An 18,150-nucleotide genomic window follows, 5' to 3' on the forward strand; every position below is an offset into this window, starting at 1 on the left:
GGGAGGGCGATCAGCCCTCCCACCCGCTCAGTCCCCGGCCAGCCGGCCGAACAGCGCCGCGTCGCCCCGGGTGCCGTCCCGGTACTCCAGGCAGCCGCGGACGACGCCCTCCTGGGCGAACCCGGCCCGTCGCGCCACGGCGAGCGAGGGGGCGTTGCGGACGTCGACGTACAGGTGCACGCGGGGTGCCCCGTGCCCGAGCCCCCAGTCGGCCAGCGCCCGGGCCGCCTCGCTCGCGTAGCCGCGTCCGCGCGCCCACGGGGCGACCGAGTAGCCGATCTCGGGGCCCAGGCGCCCCGGCCGCAGGTACAGCCCCGCGCTCCCGGCGTAGCCGTCGCCGTCCTCGATCACCACCGAGAGCCCCGTGCGGTCGCTGCGCTCGCGCATCGCGACGTCCTCGACGAACCGGCGGGCGTCCTCGCGGGTGTAGGGGTCGGGCATGGCGCTGATCCAGCGCTGGGACTCCGGGTCCTGCGAGGCGCGCAGCACGGCGTCCACGTCGTCGGACCGGAAGGGCCGCAGGGTCAGCCGCCGGGTGCGCACGACCTCGGAGGCGAGGTCGACCTGGCTGAGGTCGAGGCCGGTCAGCTGCTGGGTCACCCCCGCATGGTCACTCGTGACCCAGGACCCGGTCGACCGAGATCTCGATGACCACCCGGGCCGGGTTCTCGCGCGGCTGCCGGTAGCGCCGCGCGTAGCGCGCCACCGCGTCGGCCACCGAGGCCGCGTCGTCCTTCACCACCGCCGTCCCCTCCAGGGTGATCCAGCGGCGGCCGTCGACCTGGCAGACGGCGACCCGCTGCTGACCGGCCCGGACGTGCCGGGCCTTGGCGGAGGAGCCCGACGTGATGACCCGCGCGGTCGCGGTCGCGGCGTCGAAGGTGACCCCGACGGGGACCACGTGCGGGCTGCCGTCGGCGCGCAGCGTGGTGAGGGTGGCGAGGTGCCGCTCGGTGAGCAGCTCGAGCAGGCCGGGGGCGAGGTCGTGGGGGTCGTGGGGCACCCGGGAAGGCTAGTGACCGGTCCGCGGGGTCGCGCTGGCTGATCCCGGCGCATCGGCCGCCTACGCTGGGGGTGTGGTGTTCCAGAAGCTTCTGCGCGCCGGTGAGGGCAAGCTCCTCCGCCGGCTGTCCAAGATCGCCGACGCGGTCGAGTCGTACGCCGACGAGACCGGCGCCCTGAGCGACGCGGAACTGCGCGCCAAGACCGACGAGTTCAAGGAGCGGTACGCCGACGGGGAGTCCCTCGACGAGCTCCTGCCCGAGGCCTTCGCCGTCGTCCGCGAGGCGGCGACCCGCACGCTGGGCCAGCGGCACTACCGCGTGCAGATCATGGGTGGCGCGGCGCTGCACCTCGGCAACATCGCCGAGATGAAGACCGGTGAGGGCAAGACCCTCACCGGCGTGCTGCCGGCCTACCTCAACGCGCTCACCGGCGACGGCGTGCACGTGGTCACCACCAACGACTACCTGGCCTCGCGCGACGCCGAGTGGATGGGTCGCGTGCACCGCTTCCTCGGCCTGACCGTCGGCACGATCGTGTCCGGCCAGAAGCCCGACGTGCGCCGCGAGCAGTACGCCTGCGACATCACGCACGGCACCAACAACGAGTTCGGCTTCGACTACCTGCGCGACAACATGGCGTGGAGCAAGGCCGACCTCGTGCAGCGCGGGCACCACTTCGCGATCGTCGACGAGGTCGACTCGATCCTCATCGACGAGGCGCGCACCCCGCTGATCATCAGCGGCCCGGCCGAGACGAGCGCCAAGTGGTACGGGGAGTTCGCCCGCATCGCGCCGATGCTCAAGCGCGACGTCCACTACGAGGTGGAGGAGGGCAAGCGCACCGTCGCCATCACCGAGGAGGGCGTCGAGTTCGTCGAGGACCAGCTCGGCATCGAGAACCTCTACGAGGCGGCCAACACGCCGCTGATCAGCTACCTCAACAACTCGCTGAAGGCCAAGGAGCTCTTCCACCGCGACCAGCAGTACATCGTCAGCAACGGCGAGGTGCTCATCGTCGACGAGTTCACCGGCCGCGTGCTGGCCGGCCGCCGCTACAACGAGGGCATGCACCAGGCCATCGAGGCCAAGGAGAAGGTGCAGATCAAGGACGAGAACCAGACGCTCGCCACGATCACCCTGCAGAACTACTTCCGGCTCTACGAGAAGCTGTCGGGGATGACCGGTACGGCCCAGACCGAGGCCGCCGAGCTCAACCAGACCTACAAGCTGGGCGTCGTCCCGATCCCGACGAACCGGCCGATGGTGCGGCAGGACAAGTCCGACGTCATCTACAAGACGGAGAAGGCCAAGTTCGAGGCCGTCGTCGACGACATCGCCGAGCGGCACGAGGCCGGGCAGCCGGTCCTCGCCGGTACGGCCAGCGTCGAGAAGTCGGAGATCCTGGCGAAGTACCTGCTCCGCCGCGGCATCAAGCACGAGGTGCTCAACGCGAAGAACCACGCGCGGGAGGCCTCGATCATCGCCCAGGCCGGGCGGCTCGGGTCGGTCACGGTGGCCACCAACATGGCCGGCCGCGGTACCGACATCGTGCTGGGCGGCAACCCCGAGTTCATCGCCGACGAGAACCTGCGGGCCCGCGGCCTGTCCCCGGCGGAGACGCCGGAGGAGTACGAGGCGGCCTGGGACGAGGCCCTCGAGGCCGCCAAGGCGCAGGTCAAGGCCGAGCACGAGGAGGTCGTCGAGGCCGGCGGTCTGTACGTGCTGGGCACCGAGCGGCACGAGAGCCGCCGCATCGACAACCAGCTGCGCGGCCGCTCCGGCCGTCAGGGCGACCCGGGGGAGTCGCGGTTCTACCTCTCCCTCGGCGACGACCTGATGCGCCGGTTCAACGGCCCGATGCTCGAGTCGATGATGAACACCCTGCGGGTGCCCGACGACCAGCCGATCGAGTCGAAGATGGTCAGCCGGGCGATCCTGTCGGCGCAGACGCAGGTCGAGCAGCAGAACTTCGAGGTCCGCAAGGACGTCCTCAAGTACGACGAGGTGCTCAACCGCCAGCGCACCGTCATCTACGACGAGCGCCGCAAGGTGCTCGACGGCGAGGACCTGCACGTGCAGATCCAGACGATGGTCGACGACGTCATCGGCGCCTACGCCGACGGCGCCACGGAGATCGGCTACGCCGAGGACTGGGACCTCGAGCAGTTGTGGACCGGGCTCAAGGCGCTGTACCCGGTGGGCCTGGACATCCAGGAGCTGCTGGACCGGGTGGCCGACGGCGACCAGTCCGCGCTCGCGCCCGAGGTGCTCAAGCAGGAGCTGCTGGACGACGTCCACCGCGCCTACGAGGAGCGGGAGAAGGGGCTGGGCTCGGAGGTCATGCGCGAGCTGGAGCGGCGGGTGCTGCTCTCGGTGCTCGACCGCAAGTGGCGCGAGCACCTGTACGAGATGGACTACCTGCGGGCCGGCATCCACCTGCGCGCGATGGCCAACCGCGACCCGGTCGTGGAGTACCAGCGCGAGGGCTACGACATGTTCAACGCGATGCTCGACGGGATCAAGGAGGAGTCCGTCGGCTTCCTGTTCAACCTCGAGGTGAAGACCAAGGAGGAGCAGGACGCCGAGGCCAAGGCCAAGCAGGACGAGGCCGAGGCCAAGGCGCTGGCCGCCGCGCAGGAGGGCACCGCCCGGGTGCTCGCCCGCCAGGCCGCCGAGGCGAAGCTCGCCGCGGAGGGCCAGACGGCGCAGGCGCCGACATCGGCTCCCTCGGTGCCCACCTCGGCCCCGTCGGGCAACGGGACGGCGACGCCGACGGCGCGCCGGTCGAAGCCGGCCGCCGGTGCGGCCGCTGCCGCGGCGGCGCCGGTCGCGACGCCGAAGCCCACGGGCACCGGGCCGACCCTGGACGTGAAGGGCCTGGACGCGCCGCAGCGGAACATGGACCAGCTCAGCTACTCCGCGCCGAGCCTGGACGCGTCGGCAGGGGAGTCGGGCAAGGCCAAGGCCGCCAAGTCGGCGACGGTCTCCGGCACCAAGGAGACCCCGCGCAACGCGCCGTGCCCCTGCGGCTCGGGTCGCAAGTACAAGCAGTGCCACGGAGCAGCCGGCCGCTGATCACCGCACGACGACGCCCCCGCCGAGATCCTCGGCGGGGGCGTCGTCGTTCCCGGGGCTAGCCGATCTGCAGGGCGGTGCACCGCCAGCGGCCGTCGATGCCCTCGAGCCGGGCGGCGACCGCGTGGGCGCGGCCACCGCGCCGCGCCACGGCACTGACCTCGGCGACCCCGTCGACCGGCTCGCAGACGTGGACGTGGCCGACGAGCAGCGGTCCGGAGCCCTCGGCGCACCAGCGGGGACGCCGGCCCTGGGCGAGGGCGGTGTAGACCCCCAGGGAGGTCATGCCCTGGACCTGGGACAGCGGGCGCCGGCCGGCCAGCGCCTCGAGGGCGCACGTGATGAGGCGGCGTCCCGTCGCACCGGCGTCGGGGAGTTCGGCGCGCACCGACCACGACGGGCCGAAGTCGTCGCCCGGCCGTCCGAGGCTCCGGGCCTCCCGGAGCCTGGGGCCCGGTCGGTGCGCCGGACGCGGCGCCGCGACGCCGGGGACGACGAGCCGGAGCGGCCGGCGTTCGTCCTCGAGCGGTGGCTGCGGGGTGGGGACGACGACCAGCCGGAGGGCGGGCCGGGTCGCGGGCACGACGGCCTCGGGGGTGCTGGGGGAGGCGGTCATCGGGAGCTCCTCGGATCGGCGTTCGGGACGGTGGGCAGGGGCGGCCTGGTCATCCGGCATCCGGCGGGCGCAGCACCTGGCCCGGAAGCAGCCGGTCGGGGTCGGGCCCGATGACGTCGGCGTTCGTGGTCCACCAGGCGTGCACCTCCCGGGCGACGTCGAGCTCTGTCGGCGGCGTCCGGGACCGATCGAGCAGGTGGGCCTGCGCGATGTGCCAGAGGCAGTCGCCCCGGACGACGACGTGCGCGCCCTGCGCGGCAGGCTCGGGCCAGTCCGGGACCACGGCTCCGGTCGAGGCCGGTGCTGGGGCGGGGCGCTCCGCAGCCGGCCAGTCGGGGACAGCGGCGGGGGACGCCGCGACCGCAGGGGTGGCCAGGAGGGGCGTCGCGGCTGCGGCGAGGGGTGCGGCGACGCCCAGACCGATGCCGAGGAGGACGGCCGCGCTGCGCCGTGCCCCGGCAGGCAGGACCACGTGCGTCGCGAGGCGCGCGCCGGAGCCGAGCAGCCCGGGCAGGGTTGAGGCAGCGGTCAGCGCCAACCCCAGGCACCCCCACGACCAGACCACCCAGGCGAGGACCCCGGCCACCGCGAGGACCAGCGCGTCGGGGCCGGCGGTGTCCGCGGTCCGTTGCGGAGCCGCCAGCGTGGTCGCCAGGTCGGACATCGGTGGGGTGAGGGCCACGAGCAGCACGGCGAACAGCGCCATGCCTGCCGATGTGAGCACCAGCCGCCGGATCGACACGCCCCACCTCCTTAATTGACAGAAGGAGACTAAAGCAAGCAAACACATTCAAATGCAACGATCCACAAGCATCTAAGGTCAGGGGACGGAGGTGTCCCGATGCGCTGGCAGCAGCTGTTCGACGATCTGCAGTCGCAGTTCGAGACGGAGGAGGCCGCGGCCGAACGCGCGGAGTCCGCGTCACGAACGCGAGCCGAGGTGGGAGCCGTACGGCTGGCCGAGCGGTTGGGTGGAGCCGTCGGCACGGCGGTGGCGGTCGACGTCCGTGGAGCGGGACGGGTGGCGGGCGTCCTGGTCGACCGCGGCTCCGACTGGCTGCTGGTGGAGGACGACCGCGGGCGCGACCAGCTGGTCGCGGTGGCGGCGGTGCGCACGGTGGCAGGGCTCGGGCGGCGGACCTCGCTCCCGGAGGCGGCCGGCGGCGTGCGGGCGCGGCTGGACCTCCGGCGGGCACTGCGGGGACTGGCGAGGGATCGCGCGGCGGTCCAGGTGGTGCTGGACGACGGCGGGACCGTGACCGGGACGATCGACCGGGTCGGCGCTGACTACGTCGAGCTGGCCGAGCACCCGGCGGACGCGCCCCGCCGGAACGAGGCGGTGCAGGGAGTGCGGGCGGTGGTGATCGACGCGGTGGCGGTCGTGCGGACGGTGCTCCCCGCGCTGAGCTGAGGACCTAGGACTCGGCGGCGGCGTCCTCCGCCGGGACCGTGCCGGCGCGCGCCTCGGCGTACTTCTGCTGGATGAAGCGCTCGAGCTCGTCCACCTCGACGCGCCACTGGCCACGGCCACCGATCTGGATGGCGATCAGTTCCTTGCGGCGGACCAGGGCGTAGGCCTGGGACCAGGAGACGTTGAGGATCTCCGCGACGTCGTCGAGGGTCAGGAAGCGGGGCGTGGGCATCGGGCTCTCCATCCGGTCGCGGCCAGTCTGTCAGCCCGTCCGGGGACAGGTCGGAGTTCTCCACACCCGAACGTGTGGATGGCGAGTGCGCGCCAATGCACGCATGACGCATCATCTGCATCCGAACGCCGTCGTACCGGTACCCCGGTGAGCGACACGCCCTGTCGCAGGCGTCAGTGCGCCGGAAGGTGCTGGAAGAGGTGAGCGTGCTGTGACCGCCGTCCGGCCGTCGGCCGCTCCGCCGTCCGCGGTGGAGGCGGTCCCGGGCCCGACGCCCAGGCGGGTGCGGCCACCCCGCTGGCTGGACCTCCGGCTCGTCCTGGGGGTGCTGCTGGTGCTCGGGTCCGTCCTGCTGGGCGCGCGGGTGGTCGGCGCCGCCGACGCGACCGTGCCGGTGTGGGCGGTCACCGGCGACCTCGCGGCGGGTACCGAGCTGAGCGCCGACGACCTGGTGGCCGTGGACGTCCGGCTCGACGACACCGCCGCCGCCTACCTGGCCACCTCGACCAGGCCGGAGGGGCGCACGCTCGCGCGGGCGGTGCGCGAGGGAGAACTCCTCCCGCGCACGGCGTTGGAGCAGGACGACGAGCTGGTGCAGCTCGCTCTCCCGGTGCAGTCGGGTTACGTGCCGCCCGGGCTCCGGCGGGGGCAGCTGGTCGACGTCTACGCCGTGGCCGACCCCACTGCCGGCGCCACCGCCGTGGCCGACGGCAGCGTCACGCTCGTGGTCCGGAGGGCGCCGGTGCAGGCGTTGTCCGGACGCTCCGAGGGCGTGCTGTCCACGCCGACGACCGCTGTGCAGGTGGTCGTCGCCGTCGCCGCCGACGACGCGGCGGACGTGCTCGCGGCCATCGCGGGCCGCCCGCTCGTCGTCGTCGTGCACGGGTCGGTCGACGGCGACGAGGTCGAGGCCGGGACGGTGGGCTCGCGGGCGAGCGCGGGGACCGGCGCCCCGTCCGCCGACACGGCCCCGTCGGCGCCCGTTGGTCCGGCCGGCTGATGGCGCTGCAGGTCTTCACCGCGGTCACCGGGGCGGCCTGGGAGTCCGAGCTGGTCGGTGCGCTCGACCGCGCCGACCACGGGGTCACCGTGGTGCGCCGGTGCGTCGACGTCTCGGAGCTGCTGGCGGTCGCGGCCACCGGCACCGGGCAGGCGGCCCTCCTGTCGGCCGAGCTCCGGCGGCTGGACGGGGACGCCGTCGCGCGCCTCGAGGCCGCCGGTGTCGCGGTGGTCGGCCTCGTCGAGCCCGGTGACGAGCGGGCCGCCGACCGCCTGCGGCAGCTGGGCGTGCGCCAGGTGCTGCCGGCCGACGCGGACCCGGAGGCCATCGCGCAGGCGCTGCGGGAGGCGGTGGCCGGGGCCCCGGCCGCGGGCCGCGACGTCGCGGACCCCCGGGCCGCGCTGCCGGTGCTGGGCGCGCCCGACGAGCTGGAGGAGCGCCCGGCCGGCCGCGGCCGCGTCGTCGCGGTGTGGGGCCCGACCGGGGCGCCCGGCCGGACCACCGTCGCCGTCGGCGTCGCGGACGAGCTGTCGCGCCTGGGCATGTCGACGTTGCTCGTCGACGCCGACGTCTACGGCGGGGTCGTCGCGCAGATGCTGGGGCTGCTCGACGAGTCGCCGGGCCTGGCCGGCGCCGCCCGCCTCGCGGCCGCGGGCACTCTCGACGGCGCGGGGCTGGTGCGGCTCGCCTGGGCGGTGCGGCCGCACTTCCGGGTGTTGACCGGTCTCGCCCGCGCCGACCGCTGGCCCGAGCTGCGGCCGCGGGCGGTGGGGGCGGTCCTGGAGGAGGCGCGCCGGTTGGCCGGGACCACGGTGGTCGACTGCGGCTTCAGCTTGGAGGACGACGAGGAACTCTCCTTCGACACCGCCGCGCCGCGGCGGAACGGGGCGACCCTCGCCGTCCTCGAGGAGGCCGACACCGTGCTGTGCGTCAGCGGGGCCGACCCGGTCGCCCTGCAGCGGAGCATCCGGGCGCTCGGCGAGCTGCGGGACGTCCTGCCCGACGTCGACCCGGTCCTGGTGGTCAACCAGGTGCGCCGCGGGCCAGTCCCAGGGGATCCGCGCCGGGAGATCGGTGAGGCGTTCGAGCGCTTCGCGGGCAGGGAGGTCCGGTTCTTCCTGTCGGCGGACCGGCGCGCCACGGATGCCGCGCTGGCGTCGGGACGCACGCTGGCGGAGGTCGCCGGCGGATCGCCGCTGCGTACGGAGCTGCGCGCGCTGGCCGCTGCGGTGGCGGACGTCCCGCTACCGGCCGGGCGCCGCCGAGGGCTGCGCCGTGGCGCTGTCGCGGGATGACGGCCGAGGTGTCCCGGCCCGCGGGTGCGCCGTAGCGTGAGCCACCGATCCCGAGGAGACACATGGTCGAGCGGCTGACCCGGCTGGACGCGTCCTTCCTCTACCTGGAGGAGCCGGACACCCCGATGCACGTCGGCGGTGTGCTGATCCTCGAGCGGCCTGCGGGCGGTGTCGAGGCGCTCGCGGACCTGGTGGAGGCGCGGTTGCCGCTCGTCCCGCGCTACCGGCAGCGGGTCGCCGAGGTGCCCGGGCACCTCGCCGACCCGGTCTGGGTGGACGACCCGGACTTCGACATCAACTACCACGTCCGCCGTTCGGGGCTGCCCCGGCCGGGCACCGAGGCGCAGCTGCTGGACCTGGTGTCGCGGCTGACCTCGCGCCCGCTCGACCGCCGTCGCCCGCTGTGGGAGGCGTACCTGGTCGACGGCTTGTCGGACAACCGGGTCGCCGTCGTGACCAAGACCCACCCGGCGCTCGTCGACGGGCTCAGCGCGCTGGACATCGGGCAGGTGCTCCTGGACGTCGATCCGGACGCCCCGGCGCCGCACGCGGAGGAGTGGCGCCCGCAGCGGCCGCCCAACGGCGCGGCGCTGGTCTGGCAGGCGCTGGACGAGTACGTGCGGCGGCCCTCGGCGGTGGTGGACACCGTGCGCGGGGCGGTCACCGACGTCCGCTCGACGGCTGCACGGCTCACCGGGGTCGCCGGCGGGTTGCTGCGGACCGCGCGCAAGGCGGTCATGCCGGCGCCGAACAGCCCCCTCAACGCCTCGGTGGGCCGTCAGCGACGGGTCGCGGTGGCGCGCGCCGAGCTCGACGACCTGAAGAAGATCCGCAAGGCCCACGGCGGCACGGTCAACGACGTGCTGCTGACCGTGGTGACCGGCGCGCTGCGCGAGTGGCTGCTCTCGCGGGGCGAGCCGGTCGTGGCCGGCACCTCGGTCCGGGCGCTGGTCCCGGTGTCGATGCAGGACGAGGACGCGTCGCCCGGGAACCGGGTCTCGTCGTACCTGGTGGACCTGCCGGTGGGCGAGCCGAACCCGCGGGTGCGGCTGACGCGGCTCAGCTACGCCATGCGGGGGATCGCGCTGCACGGCCAGTCCGTCGGCGCAGACAGCCTGATCGCGTTGACCGGATTCGCCCCGTCGACGCTGCACGCGCTGGGCGCCCGAGCGGCCCGCGGTCTCTCGCGCCGGCTGTTCAACCTGGTGGTGACGAACGTGCCGGGTCCGCAGCTGCCGCTCTACGCCTCGGGCAGCCGGATGCTGGAGGTCTTCCCGGTCGTCCCGCTGGCACGTGGGCAGGGCCTGTCCATCGGGATGACCAGCTACGACGGCCGGGTGTACTTCGGCTTCAACGCCGATCGCGACGGTGTGGGGGACGTCGACGTCCTGGCCGATCTGGTGGAGCAGGAGGTCGGCGAGCTGGTGGAGACCGCGGGCTGATCGGGCCGCCGGGATACCGTCGCGCTTTCGACGAAGGGAGCGACCCGGGTGCGCGTGTACCTGCCTGCCACCACCACGGTCCTGAGGACCCTGGTCGACGAGGGCACCCTGCCCGGACCGCACACGGCCTTCGCGGTCACGCCGCAGCTGCGCGAGTTCTACGAGCTCAGCGACGCCGAGGCCGACCTCGAGGAGCTCGAGTACGCCGCGCTGCTCGGTGCGGCCAGGGCCAGCCTGCGGCTGATCGACGTGGACCCGACGGCCGCTCGCCGGAGGGTCGTCGTCGCTGCTGACGTGGCCGACGACTCGGTCCGGCCGATCGACGACCCGGACACCGACCGGGGCGCGGTCCGCGTCGAGGCCGACATCCGCGTCCGCGACGTCGCCAGCGCCCACATCGACGGCACCGACGCCGAGGACGACGTCCGCGCGGCCGTGAACGTCGTGCTCGAGGCCGACCTCGGCAGCGAGGACGCGCAGTTCGTGGTCGACCAGGTGGAGGGTCACGAGCTCGCCTGGTACGCCAGCCAGGAGATGGGCTCGGCGCTCGAGCTGCTCTGAGCCTGCTCCGGGGCGCCGGCCGACGCCTCCCGGCGGGCCACCTGGACCCGCTGCAGGGTCCCGCCCGCGACCAGCCAGCCGCTACCGGGCCGCTGGGGGACTGGCGTGCGCGGCAGCCGGACCCCCAGCAGATCGGCGTCGCCGGGACCGGGGCAGAGCAGCACGCCCGTCCGGTTGCGCCGGAGCGCGGCGACCGGCCCCTGGTAGTGCGTCGACAACTGGCCGGCGTGCGCCGCGGCGAGCAGCGCCACGCGGGAGCTGCTGCCGACCGGGATGCAGGTCAGGGCGGGCGCGTCCGCCGGGTTGCCCAGGTCGTCGGCGACGACCACGCCCGGGCGTCCCTCCAGCGCGTCGATCCACGCGGCGGCCGCGGACTCGTCGGCTCGGTCGACGACGCGCGCCCCCGAAAGCGGCGGCCCCGTGTCCGCCCACGGCGGCCGGCCGACGACGAGGACCGCCGCACCCATCGCGTGCACGTGCTGGGCGAACGCGGTCAGCGCCGAGGAGCGCCCGCTGCCCGGCGGACCGCTCACCAGCAGCCCGCCGGTGCGCAGCAGGTCCACCGTCATCGGCCCACCCTCGTCACCCCCGGGGCCGACGACGAGCGGCAGCGTGCCGGAGCTCCTGAGTGCCGGCTCGGGCAGCGGGAGCAGGGCATCGGCGGGGAGCACCGCGATGCGCAGCGGCAGGGCAGGAGTCGTCCCGCTGGGCAGGGCCGGCGCGACCGGGCGGGGGAGGGCGAGCTGGCACTCCCGAGCCTCCTCGCCCACGAGCGCCCGGCCGGGCGGCCGGTGGGCGGGAACGCTCCTGGCGCTGATCCCGGCCACCGCGTAGTCGGCACGGTCGGGCAGCGGCAGGACGAGGCGCTGCCGGGCCACCGCCGCCAGCCGCCCGCCCGGGATCGCCCGTTCCGCCGTGGCCACGCACGTGACGCCGACGGCGGCGCCGTCGCGCATGACCCGCAGCAGGTTGCCCGAGCCGCGCCCGGGATCGTTCTCGTCGAGCAGGGTGCTGATGGCCTCGACCCCGTCGACGAGCAGCAGGATGGTCGGACGTCCACCCGACGAGGTGGCCGACCGCCGGTCGGCCACCTCCTGGGCGAGCCGGTCGACCAGCCGCACCGTCCGGAGCGCGTCCTCACCGCCGATCACCGTGCCGCCGTGCGGCAGCCGGCCGGCTTCAGCGGCCACTGTGCCGGCGCCGGCTTCGAGGACGTGCACGTGCAGCTCGTCGGGGCCGAACCGGCTGACCGCCTCGGCCAGGACGGCCCGGAGCAGGGTGGATCGCCCGCTCCGTGGGCCGCCGACGGCAAGCCACGTCCCGCCCTGATCGAGGTCCAGCTGGAGGAGGTGCTGCGTCTGGCGCTCCGGGTCGTCGACGAGACCGAGCGGCAGCAGAGCCCTGCCGGGGGCGGACCTGCGGACGTGTTCGTCCAGGGCGTCGGGGGCGAGGCGGTCGGGCAACGGCGGGCACCAGGGACGGTGCGGTGCCCGTGCGCCGCTCGTCCGGAAGCGGTGGACGAGCGCGGTGCACAGCCGGGCGAGGTCGCTGTCCCCGTCCCGCGGCCGCGGTGCCGGCGGGGATACCACGGTCACGGGCCAGGTCCAGGGCCGGACGGTCGGCCGCGTCGCGGTCGGAACAGGCGCGGGGGCGGCCACCCGTGCCACCTGGAGCAAGGTCGGGGCGGCGCTCCCCGAGCGGAGCCAGGCGCGGCCTGGCCGGTCCAGCGGGAGGTGGGCAGCCTGCGGCGTCCCGAGGACGTCGCGCGACTCCGCCTCGTCGGTGGTGCGCAGGCAGATGCGCAGGCTGCAGTTGGCCCGGATCTCCGGTGAGACCACACCGCTGGGCCGCTGGGTGGCGAGCACGAGGTGCACGCCCAGCGATCGCCCGCGCTGGGCGATCGCGATGAGCCCCGGCACGAACTCCGGCAGCTCGTCGGACAGTCCTGCGAACTCGTCGACGACGATGACGAGGCGGGCGAGGTCGGCGTCGGGAGGGAGGGCGGCGATGTCGGCCACGCCGTGGTCGGCCAGGACCTGCTCCCGTCGGGTCAGCTCGGCGGCGAGGGAGCGCAGCGCCCGCGCGGTCGTCTGGCCGTCCAGGTCGGTCAGGAGCCCGACGGTGTGGGGCAGCGCGGCGGCCTCGGCGAAGGCGGCGCCGCCCTTGTAGTCCACGAGCAGGAAGGAGCAGCGGTCGGGCGCGTGGTTCACGGCCAGGCCCGCGATGAGGGTCTGCAGGAGCTCCGACTTCCCGGAGCCGGTCGTGCCGGCGACGAGGGCGTGCGGCCCCTGCCGGCACAGGTCCACGACGAGCGGGCTGTGAGCGGTGCGTCCCAGGGGGGCGAGGAGCCGGTCCCGGTCCCTCGGCCAGGGACCCGGCGTGCTGCCCCCGTCTCCGTCGACCAGGTCGAGCAGACGGACCTCGCGCGGCAGGGTGGCGTGCGATGTCCCCGGCTCCAGAGCGCCGAGGTCCCGGGCGATCTCGGCGGCCACGGGCAGTGCCAGGCGGTCCACCACCACCGGCTCCCGGTCGGGGACGCCCTGACGGCTCAGCACGGCGGCGTCGCCGGTCTCCCCGGTCAGGCGCAGCAGCGCGTCCACCTCGACCGCGATGTCGTCGGCGCCGTCGGGGAGGGCCACGGTGACGACACCGAGGTCGCGTGCGCCGCGGAGCGCGGCCGCGCTCCGCGGTTCGAGCGGCCCGTCGACGACCACCACCAGCCAGCCGAGCTGCTCGGGAGGACCGCCGGCCACGGCCCGCCGTGCCGCGGTGATGGACGCGAGGCGCCGGTGGACGTCGTCGCCCCCACCGGGGTGCAGCTGGTCCTCCGGGTCGGGCAGCACGAGGACGCCGGCCGGATCCAGGTGTGGCAGCCAGCGGACCCACGTCCAGTCGCGGAGCCGATCCGCCGACGACAGGAGCAGGAGGTCGACCTCGCCCGGCGCGTGCAGCGAGCAGAGCTGGGCGAGGATCGAGCGGAGCACGCCGGTCGCCCGCTCGCGAGGTCCGACGACACCGAGCCCACCCGTCCCGCGGAGCTCGACGAGGACCGGGACGTGCGGCGCCGTGGCACGTTCACGAGCCCCCTCCCCGTCGATGCGGCTGACTCGCGTGGGGCCGGGGCCGCTGCCGATGCGGACGACGAGCGCCTGGTCGTCGGACCGCGACCTGCTCCACAGCAGGGAGGTGCGGCGACGGACAGCGCCGGCGACCGTCGCGAGGTCGGGGTGCGCCGCCTCGGCGGTCCGAACGTCCATGCGGACGGCGTCGGCGAGCCGGCGCTCGGCTGCGTGCAGCTCGACCGCGTGCGCGGCCGCCTCCCGCCGACCGCTGCGACGTCCGTTCCAGCGCTCGGAGAGCCAGGTGCCCAGCGCCACGACCGGGCTCAGCAGAGCGAAGAACAGGAACGTCGGGGTGTGCAGCAGCCACGCCATCGCCACACCGGCGATGGCGGGGACGGCGATCGCTATCAGCGCGAGCCGACGCCGGGGTGCCGGCGCCGGAGGGCGCGGGAAGCGGACCTCGACCTCCGGCGCCGGAGCCGACAGCCGGGGGAGTGGACGCACCCGACGGCGCCCACCGGCTCCGGCGTCCAGGGGCACGGACGGCTCCACCGTCCCCGTGAGGCGAAGGGCGCTCGCCCCCAGGCGGAGTACGGCACCCGTAGGCCACTCGCAGGGTTCCCGCGCGAGCTCGTGGTCGTCGAGCAGGGAGCCGTTGCTCGACCCCAGATCGGCCAGCCGGACGGTGCCCCCGCCCACGTGGACGACCACGTGCCGGCGGGACACGTCCGGGTCGGCGAGCCGGATCGTCGCGTCTCCGCTGCGGCCCACGACGTGCTCGCCCTGACCGAGCGGGATCGTCCGGCCGGCGTCGGGGCCGCCGACGACGTGCAGCTCGAGGGCACTGACGGGGCGCCCCTCGCGGATGCGTCGTCCCGGCCTGCCCACCCCGAGGACCGCGCCGTGGTCGAGAACGGCTGCGGTGAGCGGTGTGTCGTCGGCCAACCGGGTCGACCCGGCCCACAGACCCTCGACGGGTCGGCCGAGGAGTTCCGCGACCACCGTCAGCACCTCGGACAGGGGTGCGTCGGCGGACGCCACCACCTCGACGTCGACCGCCCCGAAGTCTCCGGTCAACGTCCAGCAGCGGGCGGCCGGTGGACGGGACGGCAGGTCGGCCGGGGCGGGGATCACGGTCGCGATCGTGTCCCGCGCCGCCGCGCGGCGGGGTGGCCCGGGCGGATCTGTGGACAGCGCACCGCTTGTGGACAGCCGGAGCAGCCGGAGTGAGTCACGTCCTAGCGTTCGCCGCCACCGGGACGGACCCGGAACCCCCGAGGAGGAACCGTGAAGGTCGACATCGCCACCCTGCAGCACATGGCCGGGCAGTGCCGGGCCGAGGCCGCCGACACCGCCGGCCGGCACGCCACCCTGTCCAGCAGCATCAACACCTCCGTGCTCGACGGCTGGACCGACAGCCAGGCGGCCGTGCAGTTCAGCGAGCTCTACGAGCAGTGGCGGATGTCCGCTCAGGGCGTCAGCGACGCGCTGACCGGTATGGGGTCGTTGCTCACCAGCGTCGCGTCGTCGTACCAGCAGCACGAGGCCGACATGGCCGCCCGGATCGGCGCGATGCTCTGACCGGCGCGCGGGGCAGCGGCCCCCGGTCCGGCGGGCGAACGGTCATGGCGCCGCCGCCCCGCGTCCCGGTGGTCCAGGAGGCGACGCCGGGTGACGTCCGTAAGATCACCACCCGTCCAGGCGGGTCACCGGTGCTTCGCGATGGGCAGCCGGCCCGCTGCGCGTGCGCGCGGGCCTGCCGCTCCGGCGCCCGGTGCGCCGCCGTCGTCGTGAGGTCGGGAGCCAGCACATGCAGTTCGGTCGGTACTACGAGGAGTTCGAGGTCGGGGCCGTCTACAAGCACTGGCCCGGCAAGACCGTCACCGAGTACGACGACCACCTGTTCTGCCTGCTCACCATGAATCACCACCCGCTGCACCTGGACGTGAACTACGCGGAGAAGACCACCGACTTCGGCAAGAACGTCGTCGTCGGCAACTACATCTACTCGCTGCTGCTGGGCATGAGCGTCCCGGACGTCTCCGGCAAGGCCATCGCCAACCTGGAGATCGAGTCGCTGCGGCACGTCGCCCCGACGTTCCACGGCGACACGATCTACGGCGAGACGACCGTGCTCGACAAGACGCCGTCCAAGTCGAAGGACGACCGCGGCGTGGTCTACGTCGAGACCATCGGCTACAAGCAGGACGGCACGGTGGTGTGCATCTTCCGCCGCAAGGTGATGGTGCCCAAGCAGTCCTACGGCGAGGCCCGTGGCGGGGAGCAGCCCGGTCGTCCGGAGCCCACCCCGCGCTGACCGGCGGTCGCCGTGAGGTCGCGAGGGCGTCAGCCCGGCAGCACGCCCCACCCGCGGAGGGTCTCGACCAGCCGCGGGGTGCACGGCAACGCGTCGAGGGCGGCGGGGTCGGCGAGCACGACGTCGGCCGCGTCGTCGCCGGCCCGCGGCTCCTGCGCGGCCGGGTGGAGGGTGCACGCGAAATCGGTCACGTCGTACAGGACGGCGCCCGCGGGAATGCGCACGCTGCCGACGACGGGGCCCACCCGCACCGAGCAGCCGGTCTCCTCGAGGACCTCGCGGCGGACCGCCTGCTCGAGGGTCTCGCCGTCCTCGACCCGGCCGCCGGGCAACGACCACAGGCCCGCATGCGGGTCGTGGCCGCGCCGGATCAACAGCAGCCGGCCGGCGTCGTCCACCACGACCGCGCCGACGCACGCCACGACCGGCAGCTGCTCCGTTCCCACGCCCCGCACGCTACGCAGCGGTCCGCCGACGGCACGGCTTGACGAGCGGCGGCGCTCCCGCGACCGTGATGCGCGATGAGCGTCACGCCGGTCTGCCCCCGATGCGGCGAGGCGCTGGTCGTCCGGCCGGGCTCGACGGCGCAGGCGTGGTGCCACACCCACGGCGCGGTCACCCCGCTGCACCACACGGTCCTGGTGGCCCACGACGCGATCTCCGCCGTCACCGCCGACGCGCGCGTGCCCGCCTGGGTCCCCGACCCGATGCCCGCCGGCTGGTCGGTCACCGGGTTGGCGTGGGGCGGGGAACCGGGCGCCCGGGCCATCGTCGTGGACTGCGCCGGGCCGGCCCCGCTCGGCGGATCGGCCGAGCTCGTCCTGGTCGCCGAGGAGCCCGGCACCGGCGTGGGTTGCGGGTACGCCGGGCTGCCCGGGTTGGACCCCGGCGACGTCATCGAGGGGCCCTCGTCGGTGGACGTGAAGGCGCACGGCCAGCACGCCCCGCTGTGGGCGGTGCCGACCACCGACGACCGGGCCGCGTTCGTGGGCGAGGCCTACGGCGTGTGGCTCTGGCTGGTCATGTGGCCGATGAACGCCGCCTGGCTGCTGGCCGAGCAGCTCGAGCTCATCGACCTGCGCGACCGCATCTACCCCGACCTCCCGCTCGGACCGCCGAGCGAGCACCTGCTGCCCGGACGCTGAGCGGACCCGACCGGTCCGCATCATGATCGGCGCGTCGCCGGTGCGACCGGTGGGGCATCTGTTACCCATGGGACGAAGCAGTCCGCCGCAGTCGGGTGGACCCTGTACCCGCAGGCTCGCAGTCCCCGAGCCCTGCCCGCCCGAGCGCACCCGTGGAGGTGGCGGTGAACCTCAAGAAGGTCGTCACCTGGTTGGTCGTCGCATTCGTCGTCTTCTACGTCATCCAGGCTCCCGAGCAGTCCGCCGCGCTGGTGCGCAACGCCGGTCAGGCGCTGGGCGACGCGGCGTCGTCCCTGGCCCAGTTCGTCGGGTCCCTGGTCTGACCCGCTGACGGCGTGAGCGGACCCACGCCCCTGGACCTCCCTCCCCGGGCGAGCAAGGACGTCGAGAAGTACCTCCTGCCCGACGAGACGGCGGTGGTCGCCACCCGCCGGCACTGGGCCGTGCTGATCGAGCCGACCGTCAAATTCCTCCCCGTCTTCGTCGCCGGTGCCTGGCTGCTGCTCTTCGACCCGGAGAACCGGGTGACCAGCTCCGCCGGGCTGCTCGTGATCGTCGCGGCGCTCGTCTACTACGGGCTGCGCGTGGGCGAGTGGTGGATGCGGCACTTCATCGTCAGCACCCGTCGCGTCCTGCTGACCTCGGGCGTGATCGTCCGCACGGTGACGCTGCTGCCGCTGCGCCGCATCACCGACCTGACGTGGAAGGAGACCCTGCTCGGGCAGGTGCTCGGCTACGGCACCTTCCGGTTCGAGTCCGCCGGGCAGCAGCAGGCGCTCTCGGAGATCACCTTCCTGCCGGGCGCCGACGTCCTCTACCGCCGGGTCAGCGCGCTGCTGTTCAGCAGCGACTGGGGCAGCGGTGGCGGCGGGGGAGGCGGCGCCGCCTCGATGGGCGACGACGAGGGCAACCCCGAGCCGCCGCAGGCCCCGCCACCGGCCCAGGGCGGGCGGCAGGACACCGAGCCCATCCCGCGCGTCACGTGAGCGT

Annotated in this window: 18 protein-coding genes; 11 read left to right on the forward strand and 7 right to left on the reverse strand. The window is 74.5% G+C overall.

Annotated features, from left to right (window positions below; all coding sequences use genetic code 11):
- Nucleotides 1-27 precede the first annotated feature (27 nt).
- Nucleotides 28-600, reverse strand: coding sequence for a GNAT family N-acetyltransferase (locus DCS98_RS16835; RefSeq protein ID WP_116452554.1), 573 nt, complete (start codon nt 598-600; stop codon nt 28-30).
- 10 nt (nt 601-610) lie between these two features.
- Nucleotides 611-1,003, reverse strand: a complete 393-nt coding sequence (locus DCS98_RS16840; RefSeq protein ID WP_116452555.1) for a pyridoxamine 5'-phosphate oxidase family protein — start codon at nt 1,001-1,003, stop codon at nt 611-613.
- Between the two features lie 73 nt (nt 1,004-1,076).
- Between DCS98_RS16840 and secA the strand changes: the two genes are divergently transcribed.
- Complete coding sequence (gene secA / locus DCS98_RS16845) at nt 1,077-4,079, forward strand: preprotein translocase subunit SecA (protein ID WP_116452556.1); 3,003 nt, start codon at nt 1,077-1,079, stop codon at nt 4,077-4,079.
- Between the two features lie 58 nt (nt 4,080-4,137).
- Here the strand turns inward: secA and DCS98_RS16850 are convergent, their stop codons facing one another.
- Both DCS98_RS16850 and DCS98_RS16855 read right to left on the reverse strand, forming a co-directional pair.
- Complete coding sequence (locus DCS98_RS16850) at nt 4,138-4,695, reverse strand: Rv3235 family protein (protein WP_116452557.1); 558 nt, start codon at nt 4,693-4,695, stop codon at nt 4,138-4,140.
- Between the two features lie 49 nt (nt 4,696-4,744).
- On the reverse strand, nt 4,745-5,437 hold the full coding sequence (locus DCS98_RS16855; protein ID WP_116452558.1) for a LysM peptidoglycan-binding domain-containing protein: 693 nt from the start codon (nt 5,435-5,437) through the stop codon (nt 4,745-4,747).
- A gap of 99 nt (nt 5,438-5,536) precedes the next feature.
- Here DCS98_RS16855 and DCS98_RS16860 point away from each other — a divergent pair, with 99 nt between their 5' ends.
- Nucleotides 5,537-6,106, forward strand: coding sequence for a hypothetical protein (locus DCS98_RS16860; protein WP_116452559.1), 570 nt, complete (start codon nt 5,537-5,539; stop codon nt 6,104-6,106).
- A 4-nt stretch (nt 6,107-6,110) separates the two neighbouring features.
- On the opposite strand, the gene DCS98_RS16865 is transcribed toward DCS98_RS16860, so the two are convergent.
- Nucleotides 6,111-6,338 carry a helix-turn-helix domain-containing protein gene (locus DCS98_RS16865; RefSeq protein ID WP_116452728.1) on the reverse strand — a complete coding sequence of 76 codons (228 nt, stop codon included), beginning with the start codon at nt 6,336-6,338 and terminating at the stop codon, nt 6,111-6,113.
- Between the two features lie 211 nt (nt 6,339-6,549).
- Here DCS98_RS16865 and DCS98_RS16870 point away from each other — a divergent pair, with 211 nt between their 5' ends.
- The 4 genes from DCS98_RS16870 (at nt 6,550) to DCS98_RS16885 (ending at nt 10,636) form a co-directional block, all read left to right on the forward strand.
- Nucleotides 6,550-7,338, forward strand: a complete 789-nt coding sequence (locus DCS98_RS16870) for an SAF domain-containing protein (RefSeq protein ID WP_116452560.1) — start codon at nt 6,550-6,552, stop codon at nt 7,336-7,338.
- The gene (locus DCS98_RS16875; protein ID WP_116452561.1) at nt 7,338-8,633 is read left to right on the forward strand and encodes a CpaE/TadZ family protein; all 1,296 of its coding nucleotides are present in this window, start codon (nt 7,338-7,340) and stop codon (nt 8,631-8,633) included. Before DCS98_RS16870 ends, DCS98_RS16875 begins: the two co-directional genes overlap by 1 nt.
- 62 nt (nt 8,634-8,695) lie before the next feature.
- On the forward strand, nt 8,696-10,075 hold the full coding sequence (locus tag DCS98_RS16880) for a WS/DGAT/MGAT family O-acyltransferase (protein ID WP_116452562.1): 1,380 nt from the start codon (nt 8,696-8,698) through the stop codon (nt 10,073-10,075).
- Between the two features lie 48 nt (nt 10,076-10,123).
- Nucleotides 10,124-10,636: a DUF6912 family protein gene (locus DCS98_RS16885; protein ID WP_116452563.1), complete on the forward strand. Its 513-nt coding sequence runs from the start codon at nt 10,124-10,126 to the stop codon at nt 10,634-10,636.
- Here the strand turns inward: DCS98_RS16885 and DCS98_RS16890 are convergent.
- The gene (locus DCS98_RS16890; RefSeq protein ID WP_164704622.1) at nt 10,579-14,832 is read right to left on the reverse strand and encodes an FtsK/SpoIIIE domain-containing protein; all 4,254 of its coding nucleotides are present in this window, start codon (nt 14,830-14,832) and stop codon (nt 10,579-10,581) included. The genes DCS98_RS16885 and DCS98_RS16890 overlap by 58 nt on opposite strands.
- A gap of 153 nt (nt 14,833-14,985) precedes the next feature.
- Between DCS98_RS16890 and DCS98_RS16895 the strand changes: the two genes are divergently transcribed.
- Nucleotides 14,986-15,279 carry a WXG100 family type VII secretion target gene (locus DCS98_RS16895; protein WP_116452729.1) on the forward strand — a complete coding sequence of 98 codons (294 nt, stop codon included), beginning with the start codon at nt 14,986-14,988 and terminating at the stop codon, nt 15,277-15,279.
- Nucleotides 15,280-15,508: 229 nt separating this feature from the next.
- Nucleotides 15,509-16,015, forward strand: a complete 507-nt coding sequence (locus DCS98_RS16900; RefSeq protein ID WP_116452565.1) for a MaoC family dehydratase — start codon at nt 15,509-15,511, stop codon at nt 16,013-16,015.
- A 29-nt stretch (nt 16,016-16,044) separates the two neighbouring features.
- Here DCS98_RS16900 and DCS98_RS16905 read toward each other — a convergent pair whose 3' ends face one another.
- Nucleotides 16,045-16,461 (reverse strand): NUDIX hydrolase, encoded by a 417-nt coding sequence (locus DCS98_RS16905; protein WP_241038199.1) that lies wholly within the window; start codon nt 16,459-16,461, stop codon nt 16,045-16,047.
- Nucleotides 16,462-16,536: 75 nt separating this feature from the next.
- On the opposite strand from DCS98_RS16905, the gene DCS98_RS16910 reads away from it, so the two are divergent.
- The 3 genes from DCS98_RS16910 to DCS98_RS16915 all read left to right on the forward strand — a co-directional run bounded on the left by DCS98_RS16910 (nt 16,537) and on the right by DCS98_RS16915 (nt 18,146).
- Nucleotides 16,537-17,160 carry a DUF6758 family protein gene (locus tag DCS98_RS16910; protein ID WP_116452566.1) on the forward strand — a complete coding sequence of 208 codons (624 nt, stop codon included), beginning with the start codon at nt 16,537-16,539 and terminating at the stop codon, nt 17,158-17,160.
- Nucleotides 17,161-17,324: 164 nt separating this feature from the next.
- Nucleotides 17,325-17,483: a hypothetical protein gene (locus DCS98_RS23100; protein ID WP_164704629.1), complete on the forward strand. Its 159-nt coding sequence runs from the start codon at nt 17,325-17,327 to the stop codon at nt 17,481-17,483.
- Between the two features lie 12 nt (nt 17,484-17,495).
- A complete protein-coding gene (locus DCS98_RS16915) occupies nt 17,496-18,146 on the forward strand; it encodes a PH domain-containing protein (RefSeq protein WP_116452567.1) in 651 nt (216 codons plus the stop codon).
- Nucleotides 18,147-18,150 lie beyond the last annotated feature (4 nt).

Source organism: Blastococcus litoris (assembly GCF_003075095.1).
Lineage (GTDB): Bacteria > Actinomycetota > Actinomycetes > Mycobacteriales > Geodermatophilaceae > Blastococcus_B > Blastococcus_B litoris.